Origin of the sequence: Paraliobacillus ryukyuensis, from assembly GCF_003315295.1 — a bacterium.
GTDB classification, from domain to species: domain Bacteria; phylum Bacillota; class Bacilli; order Bacillales; family Amphibacillaceae; genus Paraliobacillus; species Paraliobacillus ryukyuensis.
Genome location: NZ_QNRI01000003.1, coordinates 65541 through 83046, shown reverse-complemented (window position 1 = coordinate 83046; position 17506 = coordinate 65541). Strand labels below are relative to the sequence as shown.

21 protein-coding genes are annotated in these 17506 nt (G+C 37.2%); 19 read left to right on the top strand and 2 right to left on the bottom strand.

What is annotated here, in order from left to right; all coding sequences use genetic code 11:
* From thiM to thiD, 10 genes are all read left to right on the top strand, one after another.
* Positions 1 to 810 (top strand): hydroxyethylthiazole kinase, encoded by an 810-nt coding sequence (thiM, locus tag DES48_RS06585; protein WP_245911321.1) that lies wholly within the window; start codon positions 1 to 3, stop codon positions 808 to 810.
* 3 nt (positions 811 to 813) lie between these two features.
* The gene (gene thiE / locus DES48_RS06580; RefSeq protein WP_113867899.1) at positions 814 to 1443 is read left to right on the top strand and encodes a thiamine phosphate synthase; all 630 of its coding nucleotides are present in this window, start codon (positions 814 to 816) and stop codon (positions 1441 to 1443) included.
* A gap of 209 nt (positions 1444 to 1652) precedes the next feature.
* Positions 1653 to 1805 carry a hypothetical protein gene (locus tag DES48_RS06575; RefSeq protein WP_245911320.1) on the top strand — a complete coding sequence of 51 codons (153 nt, stop codon included), beginning with the start codon at positions 1653 to 1655 and terminating at the stop codon, positions 1803 to 1805.
* A gap of 547 nt (positions 1806 to 2352) precedes the next feature.
* Positions 2353 to 2967, top strand: coding sequence for a TetR/AcrR family transcriptional regulator (locus DES48_RS06570; RefSeq protein WP_113867897.1), 615 nt, complete (start codon positions 2353 to 2355; stop codon positions 2965 to 2967).
* A gap of 56 nt (positions 2968 to 3023) precedes the next feature.
* A complete protein-coding gene (locus DES48_RS06565; protein ID WP_113867895.1) occupies positions 3024 to 4115 on the top strand; it encodes a DUF6920 family protein in 1092 nt (363 codons plus the stop codon).
* Between the two features lie 633 nt (positions 4116 to 4748).
* Positions 4749 to 5294 (top strand): GNAT family N-acetyltransferase, encoded by a 546-nt coding sequence (locus tag DES48_RS06560; RefSeq protein WP_113867893.1) that lies wholly within the window; start codon positions 4749 to 4751, stop codon positions 5292 to 5294.
* Between the two features lie 87 nt (positions 5295 to 5381).
* The gene (locus DES48_RS06555) at positions 5382 to 6092 is read left to right on the top strand and encodes a nucleotidyltransferase domain-containing protein (RefSeq protein WP_113867891.1); all 711 of its coding nucleotides are present in this window, start codon (positions 5382 to 5384) and stop codon (positions 6090 to 6092) included.
* A 41-nt stretch (positions 6093 to 6133) separates the two neighbouring features.
* A complete protein-coding gene (locus DES48_RS06550; RefSeq protein ID WP_113867889.1) occupies positions 6134 to 6658 on the top strand; it encodes a type 1 glutamine amidotransferase domain-containing protein in 525 nt (174 codons plus the stop codon).
* Positions 6659 to 6731: 73 nt separating this feature from the next.
* Positions 6732 to 7217, top strand: a complete 486-nt coding sequence (locus tag DES48_RS06545) for a DUF456 domain-containing protein (RefSeq protein ID WP_113867887.1) — start codon at positions 6732 to 6734, stop codon at positions 7215 to 7217.
* 21 nt (positions 7218 to 7238) lie between these two features.
* Complete coding sequence (thiD, locus tag DES48_RS06540; RefSeq protein WP_113867885.1) at positions 7239 to 8042, top strand: bifunctional hydroxymethylpyrimidine kinase/phosphomethylpyrimidine kinase; 804 nt, start codon at positions 7239 to 7241, stop codon at positions 8040 to 8042.
* Between the two features lie 224 nt (positions 8043 to 8266).
* Here thiD and DES48_RS06535 read toward each other — a convergent pair whose 3' ends face one another.
* Together DES48_RS06535 and DES48_RS06530 are read right to left on the bottom strand one after the other, a co-directional pair.
* Positions 8267 to 9631, bottom strand: a complete 1365-nt coding sequence (locus DES48_RS06535; RefSeq protein WP_113867883.1) for an ammonium transporter — start codon at positions 9629 to 9631, stop codon at positions 8267 to 8269.
* Between the two features lie 27 nt (positions 9632 to 9658).
* A complete protein-coding gene (locus tag DES48_RS06530) occupies positions 9659 to 10000 on the bottom strand; it encodes a P-II family nitrogen regulator (RefSeq protein WP_079707818.1) in 342 nt (113 codons plus the stop codon).
* Between the two features lie 236 nt (positions 10001 to 10236).
* Between DES48_RS06530 and DES48_RS06525 the strand changes: the two genes are divergently transcribed.
* The 9 genes from DES48_RS06525 (at position 10237) to ddlA (ending at position 17146) form a co-directional block, all read left to right on the top strand.
* Positions 10237 to 11157, top strand: coding sequence for an ABC transporter ATP-binding protein (locus DES48_RS06525; RefSeq protein WP_113867881.1), 921 nt, complete (start codon positions 10237 to 10239; stop codon positions 11155 to 11157).
* Positions 11150 to 12082, top strand: a complete 933-nt coding sequence (locus tag DES48_RS06520) for an ABC transporter permease (RefSeq protein ID WP_113867879.1) — start codon at positions 11150 to 11152, stop codon at positions 12080 to 12082. Before DES48_RS06525 ends, DES48_RS06520 begins: the two co-directional genes overlap by 8 nt.
* A gap of 22 nt (positions 12083 to 12104) precedes the next feature.
* Positions 12105 to 12533 (top strand): DUF4064 domain-containing protein, encoded by a 429-nt coding sequence (locus DES48_RS06515; RefSeq protein WP_113867877.1) that lies wholly within the window; start codon positions 12105 to 12107, stop codon positions 12531 to 12533.
* Positions 12534 to 12716: 183 nt separating this feature from the next.
* Positions 12717 to 13085 carry a GntR family transcriptional regulator gene (locus tag DES48_RS06510; RefSeq protein WP_113867875.1) on the top strand — a complete coding sequence of 123 codons (369 nt, stop codon included), beginning with the start codon at positions 12717 to 12719 and terminating at the stop codon, positions 13083 to 13085.
* 18 nt (positions 13086 to 13103) lie between these two features.
* Positions 13104 to 13961: an ABC transporter ATP-binding protein gene (locus DES48_RS06505; RefSeq protein WP_113867873.1), complete on the top strand. Its 858-nt coding sequence runs from the start codon at positions 13104 to 13106 to the stop codon at positions 13959 to 13961.
* Positions 13962 to 13966: 5 nt separating this feature from the next.
* A complete protein-coding gene (locus tag DES48_RS06500) occupies positions 13967 to 14599 on the top strand; it encodes an ABC-2 transporter permease (RefSeq protein WP_113867871.1) in 633 nt (210 codons plus the stop codon).
* Between the two features lie 20 nt (positions 14600 to 14619).
* Positions 14620 to 15258: an ABC-2 transporter permease gene (locus tag DES48_RS06495; RefSeq protein ID WP_113867869.1), complete on the top strand. Its 639-nt coding sequence runs from the start codon at positions 14620 to 14622 to the stop codon at positions 15256 to 15258.
* Between the two features lie 14 nt (positions 15259 to 15272).
* On the top strand, positions 15273 to 15941 hold the full coding sequence (locus DES48_RS06490; RefSeq protein WP_113867867.1) for an ABC-2 transporter permease: 669 nt from the start codon (positions 15273 to 15275) through the stop codon (positions 15939 to 15941).
* A gap of 101 nt (positions 15942 to 16042) precedes the next feature.
* The gene (gene ddlA / locus DES48_RS06485; RefSeq protein ID WP_113867865.1) at positions 16043 to 17146 is read left to right on the top strand and encodes a D-alanine--D-alanine ligase; all 1104 of its coding nucleotides are present in this window, start codon (positions 16043 to 16045) and stop codon (positions 17144 to 17146) included.
* Positions 17147 to 17506: the final 360 nt, after the last annotated feature.

Here is a 17506-nt window from a genome sequence, read left to right as displayed (position 1 = left end):
ATGAAAATACCAATGATGATTGATGCAGTGAGAAACAAAAATCCACTGATTCACAATATCACCAATCAAGTAGTCGTTAATTTTACGGCTAATGGTTTATATGCCTTAGGAGCATCTCCGGTGATGGCCAATGCAGTCGAGGAAACAGCAGATATGGCAAGAAATGCAGATGCGTTACTGTTGAATATTGGCACCCTAACAAGTGATCAAGTGGAGGCCATGATTGAAGCAGGAAAAGTAGCGAATGAGAAAGGGATTCCTGTTGTATTTGATCCAGTTGGTGTCGGTGCAACGCCGTATCGAAATCAAGTAGCTGCCAAAATTTTAGAAGAAGTGAACGTTTCAATTGTTCGTGGTAATGCTGGAGAAGTTAGTCAGTTAGCAGGATTAGAAGCGGAAGTTCGTGGGGTAGATGCTAGTGGTATAACGGAAGGCAAAGCGATTGCGCGTCATGCGGTTGAAGCACTTGGTGTTCCAGTACTGGTCACTGGAAAAACAGATGTTATAACCGATGGCAAGCAATTGTTTGAAGCTTCTAATGGATCTTCCTTGCTAACTAAAGTAACAGGAACAGGTTGTTTGCTTGGTTCTGTTGTTGCAGCTTTTCTTGCCTCGCATCCAGATGAAGCGGTTGTAAAAGCAGCGACGGCTGCAGTTACGTTTTATAATGTAGCAGCAGAACAAGCTACTGAGCATGCGAATGGTCCTGGAAGTTTTCAAATGGCTTTCTTAGATGCACTCGCAGAAACAACAAATCGAACTGTTTCAGCGAATGTAAATATAAAACACCACATCTTAAGTGAGGAGTAAAGTATGTTGCAAAGCAAAGAATTAGCGGTTTATTTTATCATGGGAAGCAACAATGTTGGGGAAAAAGAGCCACTGGCGGTGTTAAAGGAAGCATTAGAAGGTGGTATAACGATGTTTCAATTTCGAGAAAAAGGTGCAGGTGCCACATTTGGAGAACAGAAACGCGTGCTAGCTGGTAAAATGAAAGAACTTTGCGATTCGTATAATGTTCCTTTTATCGTGAATGATGATGTAGATCTGGCAATTGCGGTAAATGCCGCTGGTGTGCATGTGGGACAAGATGATGAATCGATTCAAACGGTTAGAGCGCGTTGTCCCGCTTCTTATATTGTTGGTGTTTCTGCCACAAATATTTCTGAAGCGATTCAAGCAGCAAACGAGGGGGCTGACTACATCGGTGCAGGTCCTGTTTTTGCTACGAGTACGAAAGAAGATGCGAAAACACCAATTGGTCTAGATGGATTAACATTGATGCGTGAACAGATTGGTACTACACCAATGGTTGCGATCGGTGGCATTACTGAAAAGAACGCAGCATCTGTGCGAAAAGCTGGAGCAGACGGTGTATCGGTGATTTCTGCTATTAGTTTAGCAACGGATCCGAAGCAAGCAGTAAGTCATTTGCGTAAATAAAAAATGAGACCATAGAATAATTCAATAAAAATGACCAGTGCATTAGGGTATTGGTTATTTTTAACTGTAGGGTTAATTGTATAGGTCCACTAATTATGGAAGTTAACGGTTGGATTACGTGTTTATGGTAATATACGACGAGAATATTGTTTAACTTTTAACTAATGAAGCAGGAATGTTTAATAAAAAATATACAGAAGGAGTAGGTAATGAAGGTTAATGAAAAACGGTTTGATATTCGTAATTTACGTTATATCATAAGGTCAGCTAACGAGAATGATGCAAAAACTTTGTCTGAAATAAGAGGGCAAATAGATGGCGAAACAGAAATATGGATAGAGAAAAAGGCGAGGCATACATAGATGAATTAGATTTCAAACTACTAATCAACACCCCTATTCCTCTTCAGAAATTAGTAACTGAGATTTCAGCATATCAAATCTCTAAGTGAAGAAAAGTTATATTTAAACCCAATTTTTGATCTTTATAACGGAGAGATATATTTATCAAAATTTCTAATGGGTTCTTCATTATTTGAATAAGAAAGAACATAACATATTAGTATATAAAATATGTTATGTTCTTTCATTTATTTTCACTGCTTAAAATTAGGTCTTGTTAATTAAAAAAATGGGTTCTTCTTACTGAGAATTATTTCCGCAAAACCTTCTCTAACGATTTGCTGCTTCTTACTAACTTATCGATAAGCTTGTAAAAAAATATCGTAATTCTTGCAGAGTAGTTCCTTTGATCCTTCCGCTCACAACCCAGATAACCCCTTAATCAAAGATTTTGGTATAGGCATTAGTAAACAAAGTTCTTGACTTGGTACTTGGTTAAGTTTAATTTAAGATTAAACACTATTCAAAAATTAAACAGTGTTTAATGAAGATGTAAGAGGTGAAACCTATGGTAAATAAAGAACGGCAATTACGTAAACAAGAAAAAACGAAAAATGAAATTTTGGATGTAGCAAGACAAATCATTTCAAAGGAAGGCTTTAAAGGACTTTCGATACGTAAAATAACTAATACGCTTGATTACTCTCCTGGCGTTATCTATCACTACTTTAAAGATAAAAACGAAATAACTGAAATTTTAATTGGAGAGGGCTATAGTCGAATACTTGAAGCTGTGGATTCAGTAAAACCAAATGAAGCGGAACCGGAAAAAGAAATGAAAGAAATATTTATTAACTATATTAACGCAGCTTTAAACTTTCCAGAATATTATAAAGTTGTGATGTTAAGTGATGATTCTTCCATATTAAAAAAGACCGCTTTGTTAGAGGAAGGGGTAGCCAGTAAGAATCCTGCGTTTAAAAAATTATGCGAGAACATTGAAAGAGGGATAAGTAACGATCGATATGCAGCCTTCGATTCAGAACTTACGGCTCAAGTAATTTGGGCTTCTACTTTTGGTTTAGTTATACGACTGTTGACTGAAAAGAATATTTCTCAAAAACAGAGAAATCGTCTAATTGATCATCATTTTAATATATTGTTTAAAGGGCTTTTAGTATGACAATAAAAAGAAAACTAAAATAGCATTTAAGGTGCTAAGTTAAGGAGAAGAAACAAATGAAAGCAATCTTTCTTTTTTTAATATTAATTCATGGTCTTATTCATCTAATGGGTTTTTTAAAGGCATTTACAATGGTAGAGTTAAATCAGTTAACTATAGAAATATCAAAACCTATTGGTTTGTTATGGTTGATTGCAGCAATTTTATTCTTATTTGTCTTTCTTTCGTTTCTACTAAATCAGGATTGGTGGTGGATTCCTGGTCTAATAGCTATTGTTATTTCTCAATTACTAATTATGCTTACGTGGCAAGATGCTAAGTTTGGTACTATCGCCAATGTTATTGTTTTAGCTGGTGCTCTTATTGGCTATGTTGGATGGTCCTTCAACTTACAGACTAAGAATGACTTTCAAATACTTCAATCTAAACTTAATAGAGTTGATAAAAGCGAAGTAGTTACGGAAGAGATGATAGAAGACCTTCCACTTCTAGTTCAAAGATGGCTCAAAAATGTCGGTGTAGTTGGAAAAGAAAAAATAAATGAGGTAAGCTTAAAGCAAAAAGGACTTATGAAGTTGAAGCCTTCTCAGGTTAAGTGGACTACAGCTGAAGCTGTGCAATATACAACTGTGGAGAAACCAGGGTTCCTATGGAATGTGAATATGCGTTTCCTCCCATTTCTGCATGTGATTGGAAGAGACTCTTATATAGAGGGTAAGAGTGCAATGATAATGAAACTGTTATCTCTAATAACAGTGGCAAATGTTTCAGATAATTGGAAAGCAAATGAATCTACCTTACAAAGATATTTACTTGAAATACCATGGTACCCTTCTGCTGTATTAAGTTCGTTTATTACTTGGGAAAGTGTTGACCAGTTTTCAGCAATGGCAACAATGACCTATCAAGGGGTAAAAGGATCTGCAATCTTTTACTTTATGGAGAATGGAGACTTAGAAAAGATTAGTGCTCTTAGATTTAAAGATATTGATAAAAATGCTGAGCGAGTGGAATGTATAGGAGAAATTAAAGAGCAAGCGGTAGTTGATGGAATTACAATTCCAACAAAGTTACATGTATCTTGGATGTTAAAAGAAGGAAAGTACACCTGGTATAAAATAGATGTATTTGATGTGAAGTTTAATTAGATAAATGTTTTTTAAAAATAAAGTTCTCCCCATCTCGTCTGGATATGACAATTTACGTAAAAAGTAGTTAGGACGATACCAACTGGCTTCTTCTTAAACTAAAGGAGCCAGGAGGTGGAAATCGCTTTTTCCTCAACAACTCTTTTCACTTATGAAGTGAAAGCAAGAATACTAAATAAATCAATTGTATTATTATGGAGAAATTGTAAAGAGAAGTGGGGATGACTATAAAAGTAAATGAGATATTGTATTGCCGTCCTTGAGACTGAAAAGTTATCTTATTTACTAGGTGGAGTAATTTAGGATTCGTGATCTTAACAAGCTTTTATAAAGAAAATAAGTTAGAAAATTAATGAACTAACGATAAAACCATAGTAAAATGTGCTAATGGTTGCGTTCGCGCAAGAAGAATGCGCATAATCAATAAAAAATTTTGTTTTTGTATTTATTCAACAACATGGTAATTATTTAAATGGTGTAGTTTTATCATGTGATTAATCTCTCACTATACAAAGAAGCATAAATTTGCAATATAATCTAACATTGATTTACCAAGATTCAGGAAACTATTTGCATTTTTTACTATGTATTCCTAATATAATATGCTATCGTATCTAGCAAGAGGTGAGGAAGATGTTTACTTATATGATAGACGACGAGATCCAGTTGAAATTACTAGACCCATCAGATGCTTCAGCAATTTTTGCCTTAACAGATCAAGCTAGGCCATACTTAAGGCAGTGGTTGCCGTGGGTGGATGGAACAAAAACGATTCATGATACGGAGCAGTATATTGAAAGTACGATGAAAGGGTTTGCTAATCGACAATCACTAACGACCGCTATTTTTTATCAAGGAAAGCTGGTAGGTGTAGCAGGATTTAATGTTCTCGATTGGACAAATAATATTGCTTACATCGGCTATTGGCTTGGTGAATCTTATCAAGGAAAAGGTATTATGACACGTGTTGTTCGAGCGCTAACAACGTACGCAATCAATGATTTAGAAATCAATCGTGTTGAAGTGCGAGCGGCAACGCAAAACCATAAAAGTCGTGCTATCCCAGAAAAATTAGGATTTCACCATGAAGGAAATATTCGGCAAGCGGAAAAGTTATATGATCACTACGTGGATCATGCAGTATATAGTGTGCTTGCTGAAGAGTGGCCACTAACGTAAGTATTGCTGGAAAAAAGAAAACCTTTATTGATAGATGCATACAATAACCCAGATCATGTTTTAAGAAGCATAAAAAGGGTGAAGAATATGGAGAGAAAGCCAGCTTTAGAGGCGGCGAAACAATTTGTTCATACCAATTTTTCGACTTGTGAAGTGGCATTACTGGCAGGAAGTGTTGCAAGAAACGAAGCAACAGCTACTTCTGATTTAGATATTGTCATTATTGACGATACCCTACCAAATAGTTACCGTGAATCCGTTGTGTCAGATGGCTGGCCGATAGAAGTGTTCGCGCACAACAGCATTTCCTATCAAAATTTTTATGCGTTAGATGCGATGGAAGGAAAAACAACACTTGCTCGAATGGTTGCAGATGGAATTATAATTCGAGATAATGGTACAGTGAAGGTGATGAAGCAACAAGCTTATGACCATATGATTCAAGGACCAGCCCCTTGGTCAGCAGAAACAATTAAGATTCAACGCTATGAGCTGACAGATCTTATTGATGATCTACAAGGCGCACAACAACGCGAAGAGGAGATATGTATTGTCTTAAGCATAGCTTCTACGTTACAAGAATTTTATTTGCGTATCAATCGTCAATGGGTTGGGGGATCAAAATGGATCTATCGAGAATTAAAAAAGTATGATGCTAGCTTTGCTGCTACCTACATCGAGGCATTAGAAGCCTTTTATCAACAAGGGGACAAACAACCAATTATTGCGTTAGTTGATCAAGTGTTAGCGCCATATGGTGGTCGGTTGTTTGATGGTTTTTCTTTGGGGAAAGAATAACTAGTAGGAGCATTTTTAGTAAGAAACAGAGGAGGTATACAATGCGGCTCGCAGATAAACATGTTATTGCGTTAGTAGAAGAAGAATTTGAAGATTTAGAGCTCTGGTATCCAGTGCTTCGCTTACGTGAAGAAGGGGCTACAGTAGATTTGGTTGGAAAAGAAGCAAATAAAGTTTATCATGGGAAATACGGTGTGCCCGTTACCACTGATAGAAATTTTACTGAGGTGAATGTAGACGCATATGATGCGATTCTTGTTCCTGGTGGATGGGCGCCGGACAAATTAAGAAGGTATCCTGAAGTAATCGAATTTGTAAAACATATGGATCAGCAGAAAAAGCCAATTGGTCAAATCTGTCATGCTGGTTGGGTATTAATTTCTGCTGATATCTTGAAAGGGAGACAAGTGACAAGTACCCCGGGGATTAAAGATGATATGACCAATGCAGGTTCCACTTGGCATGATGAAGCGGTTGTAATAGATGGACACATTATTTCTAGTCGTCGTCCACCAGATTTACCACCATATATGAAAGCATTTGCTGATAAACTTGCCGAAAAATAGGATCGTGTGTGGAGCTGTCTTGAGAGGCAGCTCCATTTTGTCATGAAAAATACATAGTTGGAGGTGCAATCTGATGGTGGATATCATTATTTGGTTACTGATTATCGCTAGTTTTATTCTTAGTTTCGTAGGTATCGTATATCCAATTATTCCTTCGCCGCTGGTGCTATGGATCGGTTTTTTACTATATTATTTCATGCTTGATCCGGATTTCACGTGGATTTTCTGGACATCAATGATTGTGCTAACGATTATATTAATTGTATCTGATGTCATAGCCAATAGTTGCTTTGTGAAAAGGTATGGCGGAAGTAAATGGGGGGAGCGAGCAGCTGGGATTGCTGTTATTATCGGATCATTTATCATTCCACCATTTGGGATTATTATTGTTCCTTTTGTTGTTGTCATCATCATTGAATTAATCCAAAAGCGAACAGGGAAAGAAGCGATACGAGCGGCCATTGGTTCTTTATTTGGCTTTTTAGGCGGTGCGGTCGCAAAAGTGTTACTCCAATTGGTAATGATTATCTGGTTCTTTATTGCTATAGTTATTTGGTAGAAGGGAGGGAGAAAGTTTTCTATGAAAGCAAGAGTATTAAGTATTGCGGGATCAGCAGCGCAAGGAAGTGCAGGTATTCAAGCTGATTTAAAAACTTTTCAAGAGCGAGATGTTTATGGGATGGCTGCGATCACTGCAATCGTAGCTAACAATAGCAAGACAAACAAAGGGATATTTATACATGATAAACAGATGGTGAAAGCGCAGTATGATGCAGCCTTAGAACATGTTGGAGTTGATGCTGTTAAAACTGGTATGTTATTTTCAGCGGAATTAATTAAGGAGATTGCTAGTTGGTTGAAAGACTGTCCTGCGCATGCTATTGTAGTAGATCCTGTCATGATTGGAAAAATGGGATCACAGTTACTAGCGGATAATGCGATCGAAATGCTAAAAGAGAAGTTGATACCGCTTGCCACCATTATTACGCCAAACTTACATGAGGCTGCAAGGCTATTAAATAAAGAAGATGCGATTAGCTCAATTGAAGCAATGGAACAAGCTGCGAAAGAGCTTCATGAGATGGGGGCTGATTATGTATTAATAAAAGGTGGGGCGCTAAAAGATCAAGCGGTCGATGTATTGTATGATGGAAATTCATTAACTTATTTCAGAAAACCAAGAATTGATACGATTCATACGAGTGGAGCGGGATGTACTTATTCATCTGCTATTGCTGCCGAGTTAGCAAAAGGAAAATCGGTAGAAGAAGCGGTAGGTATTGCAAAAGATTTCGTACATGCGGCGATCAAGCATGCTTTATCATTTGGACGAGGCATTGGTTCTACTGATCATGCAGCATTACGAAATTATGGATTAGATTAAGCGGGAGTGACCGTGAAGCGCTTCTTAGTGACCATAACAGGTGAGCAAGCGACCGCAACGGACGTTTAACCGCCCGCAAGCATACTGTTAGTGACCGTAAGCAAAAAATAAAAGCGAAAAAAGTGGCGATTGCAGGATATGCAATCGCCTATTTATCTAATATAGGTGGGAAACGTGTATAAGACTGACTGCTATAGGAATAGCAGGTATTACCAATATATAAGTTAAGAGGATACTTTTGTTTCAGACAGATTATTCAGTCGATCGGCTAAGCCGAATTCTCCGTTAGAACCGCCAGTAGCTTCTTTTGTAACAAGTGAATCTTTAAATTCATATGCGCTTGACCCATGTTCAGCAAAGTCTAAGCCAGAAACCTCTTCTTCTTCCGATACTCGAATGGAAGAAAATCTTGAAATAACGAAGGTGAACGCGCCAACTGTTATCATGGTCCATGCAATAACTGCTACAACACCAATTGCTTGAATACCTAATTGTTCTACACCATTACCATAGAATAAACCAGTATTCGTAGAGAATAAGCCAACTGCTAATGTACCCCAGATACCACAAACACCGTGTACCGAGATAGCCCCAACTGGGTCGTCAATTTTAAGTTTAGAATCGAAGAAAGTAACGCTTTCTACTAATAGGACACCAGAAACTAAACCAACGATGATAGAGCCGCCAAGTGAAATTTCTGCACATCCTGCAGTGATCCCAACTAAACCAGCTAATACTCCGTTTAAGGACATAGAAGCATCAATTCGTTTAAAACGTAATTTAGAATATAATGCTGCAGAAAGTAATGCGCCAGAAGTTGAAAGTACTGTCGTACCAATAACCATTGGAACAAGTGTAGGATCAGCTGCTAACGTACTACCGCCGTTAAAACCGAACCAACCTAACCAAAGAATGAAAACACCTAAGGCTCCAATTGGAATATTGTGTCCAGGAATAACATTGACTTTCTTGCCAGCATATTTGCCTAAACGTGGCCCTAAGAATAAAACGACGGTTAAAGCAGCAACGGCACCAGTTAAGTGCACTACAGTGGAACCAGCGAAATCACTAAAGCCTAATCTTGTTAACCATCCATCACCTTGCCAAATCCAATGTCCAACAACTGGATAAATGAAAGCTGTCATGGCGATAACAATTAATACATAACTACCAAGTTTCATTCGTTCGGCAACCGCCCCAGAAATGATGGTAGCACATGTTGCGACAAACATAGCTTGGAAAACAAAGAAGCCGATATCTTCTACGCCGCTTAACATCCATCCATCCATACCTAAAAAAGATCCAGCAGATGTACCAAACATAAACGCATATCCTACTAAAAAGAAAAGAATAGGTGCAATACTAATCGTTAAAAAGTTTTTCATAATAATGTTCAACGAGTTTTTTGCCCTTGTAAATCCTGATTCTACCATGGCAAAGCCAGCGTGCATGAAAAATACTAGAAATGATGCAACCATTACCCAAACTAAGTCAACGGATAATTGTAAAGATTCAGTTGTAGGCGCTGCATACGCTGGGGTTGTAAATAATAATGCAAGAAAAAATAATAGTGCGCTCTTTTTAAGCATAAACCAATTCCTCCTCATAAAATTTGTTTAATGAACAGCTTGTTTGCCGTGTTCGCCCGTTCGAATACGAATCGAGTCCTCGACTGGATAAACGAAAATCTTTCCATCGCCAATGTTGCCAGTACTACACGTCTCGGTGATTAAGCTTACTGTCTCATCTAATTTTGTAGCGTCAATAACCATTTCCACTTTAATCTTAGGTAGCAATTTTATTTCGTAAGTGGTACCTCGAAACACGCCTGTTTGCCCTTTTTGCTTACCAGTTCCAGCTACTTCTGTTACCGTTAGTCCAGCAATGCCAATATCCGATAACTTATCTCGAAGTGCTTGAAACTTTTCAGGACGAATAATTGCTTCAATTTTCTTCATACCTTGCTCTCCTTTCAATGTTGTGTAAGGTTTCTTAACATATTAAGTTATGTTTATTATCATAAAGCCTAAAAGGCTAAATTTCAAGCCTTTTTATTAAATTTTTTGAAAATTTAGAAGAAAACGTTTGCAATCATTGGAATGCGTTTAAATTATTATTTTTCTACAAAATATGAAACGATTGGAACTCTCAATCGTATGGATAAGTGAGTCGTACAAAGAAGGGATGAGGAATAATGGTAGAACCTGCGATGCAGCTGGTAAATGTAGAAAAGCATATTGGGAAGAAACATATTATTAAAGGATTGAATTTTTCGATTTATCCTGGTGAAGTATTTGGTTTCTTAGGACCGAATGGTGCGGGAAAGACAACGACGATCCGAATGATGGTTGGGTTAATGAACATTACCAAAGGAGACGTACTAATCCAAGGGAAAAGTATTCAATCAGATTTTAAACAGGCCATTCGAGAAGTGGGAGCGATTGTTGAGAATCCGGAGATGTACCCATTTATGAGTGGTTGGAAAAACTTAATTCATTATTCACGTATGATTCCAGGGATAACCCAAGACAGAATGAAAGAAGTTATCCAATTAGTTGGGTTAGAAAAAGCAGTGCACGAAAAAGTCGGGCGTTATTCATTAGGTATGCGACAACGCTTAGGGATTGCTCAAGCGTTACTACACAAACCATCCATTTTAATATTGGATGAACCAACTAACGGGTTAGATCCAGCCGGGATAAAGGAAATCCGTCATTATATTCGTCGCTTAGCGGAAGAAGATAATGTTGCAGTCATTGTTTCTAGTCACTTACTAGCTGAGATGGAATTAATGTGTGATCGGATCGGTATTATTAAAAATGGCGAATTAATTGCTGTAAATGAGGTTCATGAGGATGACGCTATGGATAAAACGCAAGAAGTACATATTCTTGCTGAACCGTTAGACAAAGCGAAAGAAGTCATCACTGCTTCCTTTGGTACTGATGTGCAATTGAAAGATAACCAATTAATCGTTTCCTTAGATCGAGCTACCATTCCAAAAGTCATTAAAGAACTTGCTTTACAAGAGATTGCTATATTCGGTGTTCAAGCCCACAAGACAAACTTAGAGGATAAATTTATGGCAGTGATTGGAGAGAATGCAATTGAGTAATTTTTTACAATTAGTTAGAAATGAAAATATGAAGTTATATGCTAAAAAAGGAACATGGGCAATGGTGATTATTTTGACTCTCCTTGTTTTGGCTGGTGGCTTTATCGCTAAATTCATGGATGACACTACCACGAAAGAATATGGCGATAATTGGCGTGAGGAAATGCAACAAGAAATGGCAGAAGCAGAACAAAATCCAGATAGCTACATAAATGTAGATAAAAACACCTATTATCTAGAGAATGACATCGAGCCTCAAAGCTATGGTGCCATGCAATTTGCCTATGAAAATACAGGGATGGCCTCAATCATTACCTTGCTTACAATCATTGTTGCAGGTGGTATCTTGGCAACTGAATTTAATCAAGGAACAATTAAACTCTTATTAATACGGCCGGTATCAAGGTTAAAAATACTAGCGTCAAAATACGTGACTGTCCTGCTATTTGCACTTACTTTATTAGTGATCCTTTTTGTTTGGTCATGGATTGTTGGTGCAATACTATTTGGAGTGAATGGAATGAACCCTTCAGCAGTAATCTATCAAATGGCGGGCTATGCACAAGTGAATCTATTAAGTGAGATTGGAATTGAACTTGGTCTCAGTCTAGTAAACTTAATTATGATGGCAACATTTGCTTTTATGATTTCTACTATCTTTAGAAATAGTAGTATGGCGATTGGATTTGCGATATTCTTAATGTTTGCTGGTAACTTGGTTATAAACTTTGTAGGACAGTATGATTGGGCAAAATATATTTTATTTGTTAACACGGATTTAAGTCAATATCGTGAAGGTTTTGGGGGCCCATTGCTAGAAGGTATGAGTTTATCCTTCTCTATTACTGTACTACTTGTTTATTATATAATCTTTATCGTAGCGTCTTGGCTATCATTTATTAAAAGAGACGTAGCTGGACAATAAATAATGAAAGGGGAAATTTTTAATGAAACGAACAGCAGAAATAGTGCTTGGAATTATAGGAACGGTGGTTTACGCGTTGTCAGCGGCAATGGGCGGGTTTGTAATATGGCTTCAGAATAATCCTGATTTTCTAGAAGAAATAACTGCGCAAGCAAGAGCAGATAGTCCACAAATGGAAATTCCGGATGCACAAACACTTATTGATTCATTAGGTTCTGGTGGAGTTGTGTTACTAGTTGCTTCTATAATTGCTGTAGTGGCAGGTATTGTAGCGATGATATTACTTAAAGGAAATAACCGACCGAAAACAGCTGGAATTATTTTTATTGCAACTGCTGTTATTTTACCATTTATACCGGGTGCACCAGGCATCTTTGTTGGGATATTCTATGTTATTGCAGGGATTCTTGCACTTGCTCGAAAACCAAAACAAGATATTGCAACAATTTAATAGAAGCATGCTATGCTTAAGTGCATAGCATGCTTTTTCTTATCATTTACTTCATTCAGTATATGTAATTAACGTATCTTTACATGTACTGGATTATTTTTGTTTAATATTGACAATTTGTTGGTTTTTGTTTATATTGTATATAATCAATATATATATTATAAACAATATGAGGCGATGTGCATGAATATTTTGCTTTCCAATACGAGCAAAGAACCATTGTTCCAGCAAATAAAGGAACAAATTAAACGACAAATTTTTCAAGGAATATTAAAAGAAGGTGAAGCTCTACCTTCGATGCGTACCCTGGCAACGCAATTGCAAGTAAGTGTGATTACAACGAAGCGTGCATATGAAGATTTAGAGCAAGAAGGTTTTTTAGTCTCTTCCGTTGGAAAAGGGACATTTGTTGCTGGTCAACAGCCTCATATTTTGAAAGAACGGCAAATAAGAGAATTAGAGAATGATTTAGAGCAAGTCATTGAGCAAGCAAAAAGAATTGGGTTGAGCAAACAAGAATTAATTGATCGAATTGATTTATTTTATGAGTAATGAAATGGAGGATAACGAATGAACGCTATTGAAGTTCGAGATGTTACTAAGCAGTTAAGTCATTTTACAATTCAAGGTCTTAATTTTTCTATTCCTAAAGGCTATGTTACTGGTTTCATTGGTCAAAATGGTAGTGGCAAAACAACAACCATCCAATTGATCATGGATGTCCTTCGTCCGAATAAAGGAGAGATTAAATTATTCGATGCACCAAATAGGGATGTAGAAACGAAACAGCGTATAGGGTTTGTGTATGATGAATTATATATGTATCAGCATGTAACGATTAACCAAATGCGTAGTTTTATTAAACCACTCTATGATACATGGGATGATAATCTATTTAACTATTATCGGAGAGAATTTAATTTACCGACTAGACAGAAGATTAAAGAGTTCTCTAAAGGGATGAAAATGAAAACATCGTTGTTGTTTGCTTTAGCTCACGATCCAGAATTGTTAATTATGGATGAACCGACTGCCGGATTAGACCCTGTCTTTCGTCGAGAACTAATTGATTTGTTTCATGAGTTGATGGAAGATGAAAAACGCACAATCTTTTTTTCTACCCACATTACAAGTGATTTAGATCGATTAGCAGATTATATCGTATTAATTGATTACGGAAAAATTCAATTACAACAAAGTATGACTGAGCTAGAAGAGAACTATCATTTAGTGAAGGGTACTAAAGAACAGTTATCTGCAATTGATAAAGAGGCTTTCTTAGGTGTGAGGGTAACAAATCAAGGGTTTAGCGGTTTATATCAAGGAGACACGCAGTCGCTATTGCTATTACAAACCGATCAGCCCATGGTGATTGAAAAACCTTCTTTAGAAGATATGATGTACTTGATGAAAGGGAAAAAGAGGTAAAGCAGATGATTAAAGCTATGCAATTCGTTATCGGCATGCACGGGAAGTCCTTTAGTCTACTATTGATGGGGACTTTGTTAACTTTTGTGCTATCTCTTTATGTTGATATGTCATGGGGATTTGTAGTGCTTATTTTGCATTATTTTTTATTTATGGATATTTTGGATAAGCAAAACAATAACAACATCCAAACATTTGTATTTAGTTTACCAATAACACGGACAATGTATGTGGTTGCTAACTATCTATTTTTCGTACTATATACGGCTTGTTTTGTGTTTGTATTATTGGGAGTGTATGCATTGGTGAAAGCAATAATTCCAAGTATCAATAGCGTGGCGAATATGGGAGCTACTACTATTGTGCTCGGGCTATCGGTTTTACTAATATTTTGTTTTTTATTTCCGATATACCACCTTTATACCGGAAGTGGCAAGAAATCACGAGCATTCGTTGCGATAGGCATTATCCCTATCTATATGTTCTCGTTTTATGGGGACCCAGTAGCGGGTTATGTCTATCAAACGTTCACAACCGGACAAATAAGATTATTCGTTTTCATTATTGTTAGTTTCATTGGCTGCGCTATTTCATTTGGTATTGCTAGAGAGTTTGTAGAGAAGAAAAACGGTGTGTAGCATCAATTGGAGGTCGAATCATGAAAGGTTTTCAGCTAGTGGTTGCATTACACTGGAAAGCGTATACACCAATTTGGTTGGCATGTATCCTGGCTTTTACACTAATGGTTTATTTTAATTTGTCACCCTATTTTTTGGTAATATTAGCGTATGTTCATATTTTCAGAGAAATGTTTGAACGACAACGTAAACGATCTATTTTTCAACTAATCGCTTCCTTGCCAATTACGCGCAGTCACTATATTGTGTCTTTTTACTTATTTCATTTGCTTCATACCATGGTTATCGGTTTGGGATTGTGGCTAGGTTATCAGGGATTACAGTTACTTGTTCCGGCAGAGCACCTTTACCCAATGCATCATGGTGATCTTGTGATATTTGTTTGTCTGTTTATTCTCCTTTTATTAAGTAACTTTATTCCAAGTTACATTTATTTTAATTCACATACGCCAAGCGGTTATATATTTGGAATTGTTTTAAGTCTGTTTGTTGTTATATTTGCTGTGGCTGACATGTATGCAGCTTTACAGTCCAATTCACTTACTGTTTTCTTTGAAAATGATGCTTATTTCAGTATCTTGCTGTTAAGTACATGTGTTGTATACGTGATTTCAATGATTGTTTCTAGCTATATATTCAACAGAAAGACGGAAGTGTAAAGGAGGGAGCTGCGATGCAAGCGATGATTGCTTTGTGGAAAAAAGATTGGTTCGTGAATTGGAAAACAATCTTTATGTGTGCTTTGTTGATATGTTTATATAGTCCGATGATTGCCAATGTCTTTATTTTTGGTCTTTTAATTATGTTAAATTGCTTTAGTGTTTTTCGGGAAGACAAGCAAAGTCTAGTTTACATATTTTTAAAAAGCTTACCTACTCGACCAAAAACAATTGTATATAGCCGTTATACACTTTTGTTGATGCTTGTATGCTTATCTACACTATTAATGTGGCTCTTAAATTGGTGGGTAAGTTATGCAAAGCGTGATGATCCATTAAATTTCATCTATCCTTATCAAGTGCAGGACGTTATATTTATATTTTCGATTATATTAATTATCTTAAGTATTAGTTTACCAATGGTTTATTTCTTTAAAAGCCAACTGGTTGTCTATAGTTTAATGATATGTTGGGGTGGACTGTGGTTACTAGCTTTTTATTGGTCTGATGCATACGCAGAGAAGCAAAACCAATATGACTTTTTTGAACAATCGACAAGAGGAGCGTCTGATTGGTTAGCGCTTGTAATGCCTCTTTCCTCTGGAGTTACGGTGATTTTGGGAGTGATCGCTTATCTTGCATCGATGTTTTTAACAGAGCAACTATTAAAACGAAAACCATAACGATATATTGTGAAAATTTTTTTCTCAAAACAACCCTAGGTATGGTATCTTAAATATAAGAAAATTTTGAGTAATGTTAGTTCGGAAAGAAGGAGTAAAGCATGACAAAAACAAAAGTAGGAATTGTTTTCGGTGGAAAATCAGCGGAGCATGAAGTATCACTGCAATCAGCCAAAAATATTGTTGATGCAATCGATAAAGAGAAATATGAAGTTGTTTTATTGGGAATTGATAAACAAGGGAAGTGGCACATTAATAACACTTCATCCTATTTAATTAACGAAGAAAACCCTAAATTAATTCAATTAAATAAGAGCAATGAACAAGTAGCGGTAGTTCCAGGTGCAGAGAATGGGCAATTAGTGAATATGTCACGTACAGATGGTTTGGACCAAGTTGATGTTGTTTTTCCAATTGTGCATGGAACGCTTGGCGAAGACGGTAGTATTCAAGGTATGCTGCGCTTGGCTAACTTGCCATTTGTTGGAACAGATGTACTTGGCTCAGCGGTTAGTATGGATAAAGATTATGCAAAGCGATTATTACATGGAGCGGGTATTGCTGTTGCAAATGGAATGACGTTTCGAAAAAGTAAACAAAATGAAATTGATTTTGTAAAAGTGAAGGAAGCGTTAGGCCTGCCAATGTTTATTAAACCAGCTAATCAGGGTTCATCGGTTGGGGTAAGCAAAGTACGTAATGAGGAAGAGTTTTACCAAGGTATGAAAGATGCTTTCCAATATGATCAAAAAGTATTAGTAGAAGAAGCGATCGTTGGGCGTGAAATTGAATGTGCTGTACTGGGAAATGAAGACCCAATAGCCTCTTTGCCTGGTGAGGTTTTGCCACAAACAGATTTTTATTCGTATGAATCGAAGTATATTGATGAAACTGGCGCAGAACTTGCCGCACCTGCAGACTTATCAGATGAGCTGACCAAGAAAGTGCAACAGGCAGCAGTCGAAGTGTTCCAAACATTGGATTGTGAAGGAATGGCTCGTGTGGATTTTTTCTTGCAAGAGAATGGCGAATTAGTTGTTAACGAAGTCAATACCTTACCTGGATTCACGAAAATCAGTATGTACCCAAGGTTATGGGGCATCAGCGGCATCCCTTATGCAGAACTGATCGATCGGTTGATCACACTTGCGGTAGAGCGACACGAACGAAACAATCAATTGAAAAATACGATGTGGGATGAGTAATTGTAACAATGACGATCAAATCAAAATAAGATTTGATCGTTTTCTATATCTTTAAGGGCCATTTTGTAAAAAAGCAATCATCGACGGTTTTGGGAGGTGTTTGAGCAGTCAACATCGGCGCTCAAGGGGTGAACATCGGCGCTCAAGGGGCGAACATCGGCGCTCAAGGCGCGAACATCGGCGTTCGAGGGGTGAACATCGGCGCTCGAGGGGCGAACATCGGCGCTCAAGGGGCAAATATCGGCGTTCGAGGGGCGAACATCGGCGCTCGAGCAGCAAACATCAGCGTTCAACAAACAACGCCGCTCCGACCTACTCTTAATATTGTAGTGATACAAATCATATATAACTAAACCTAGG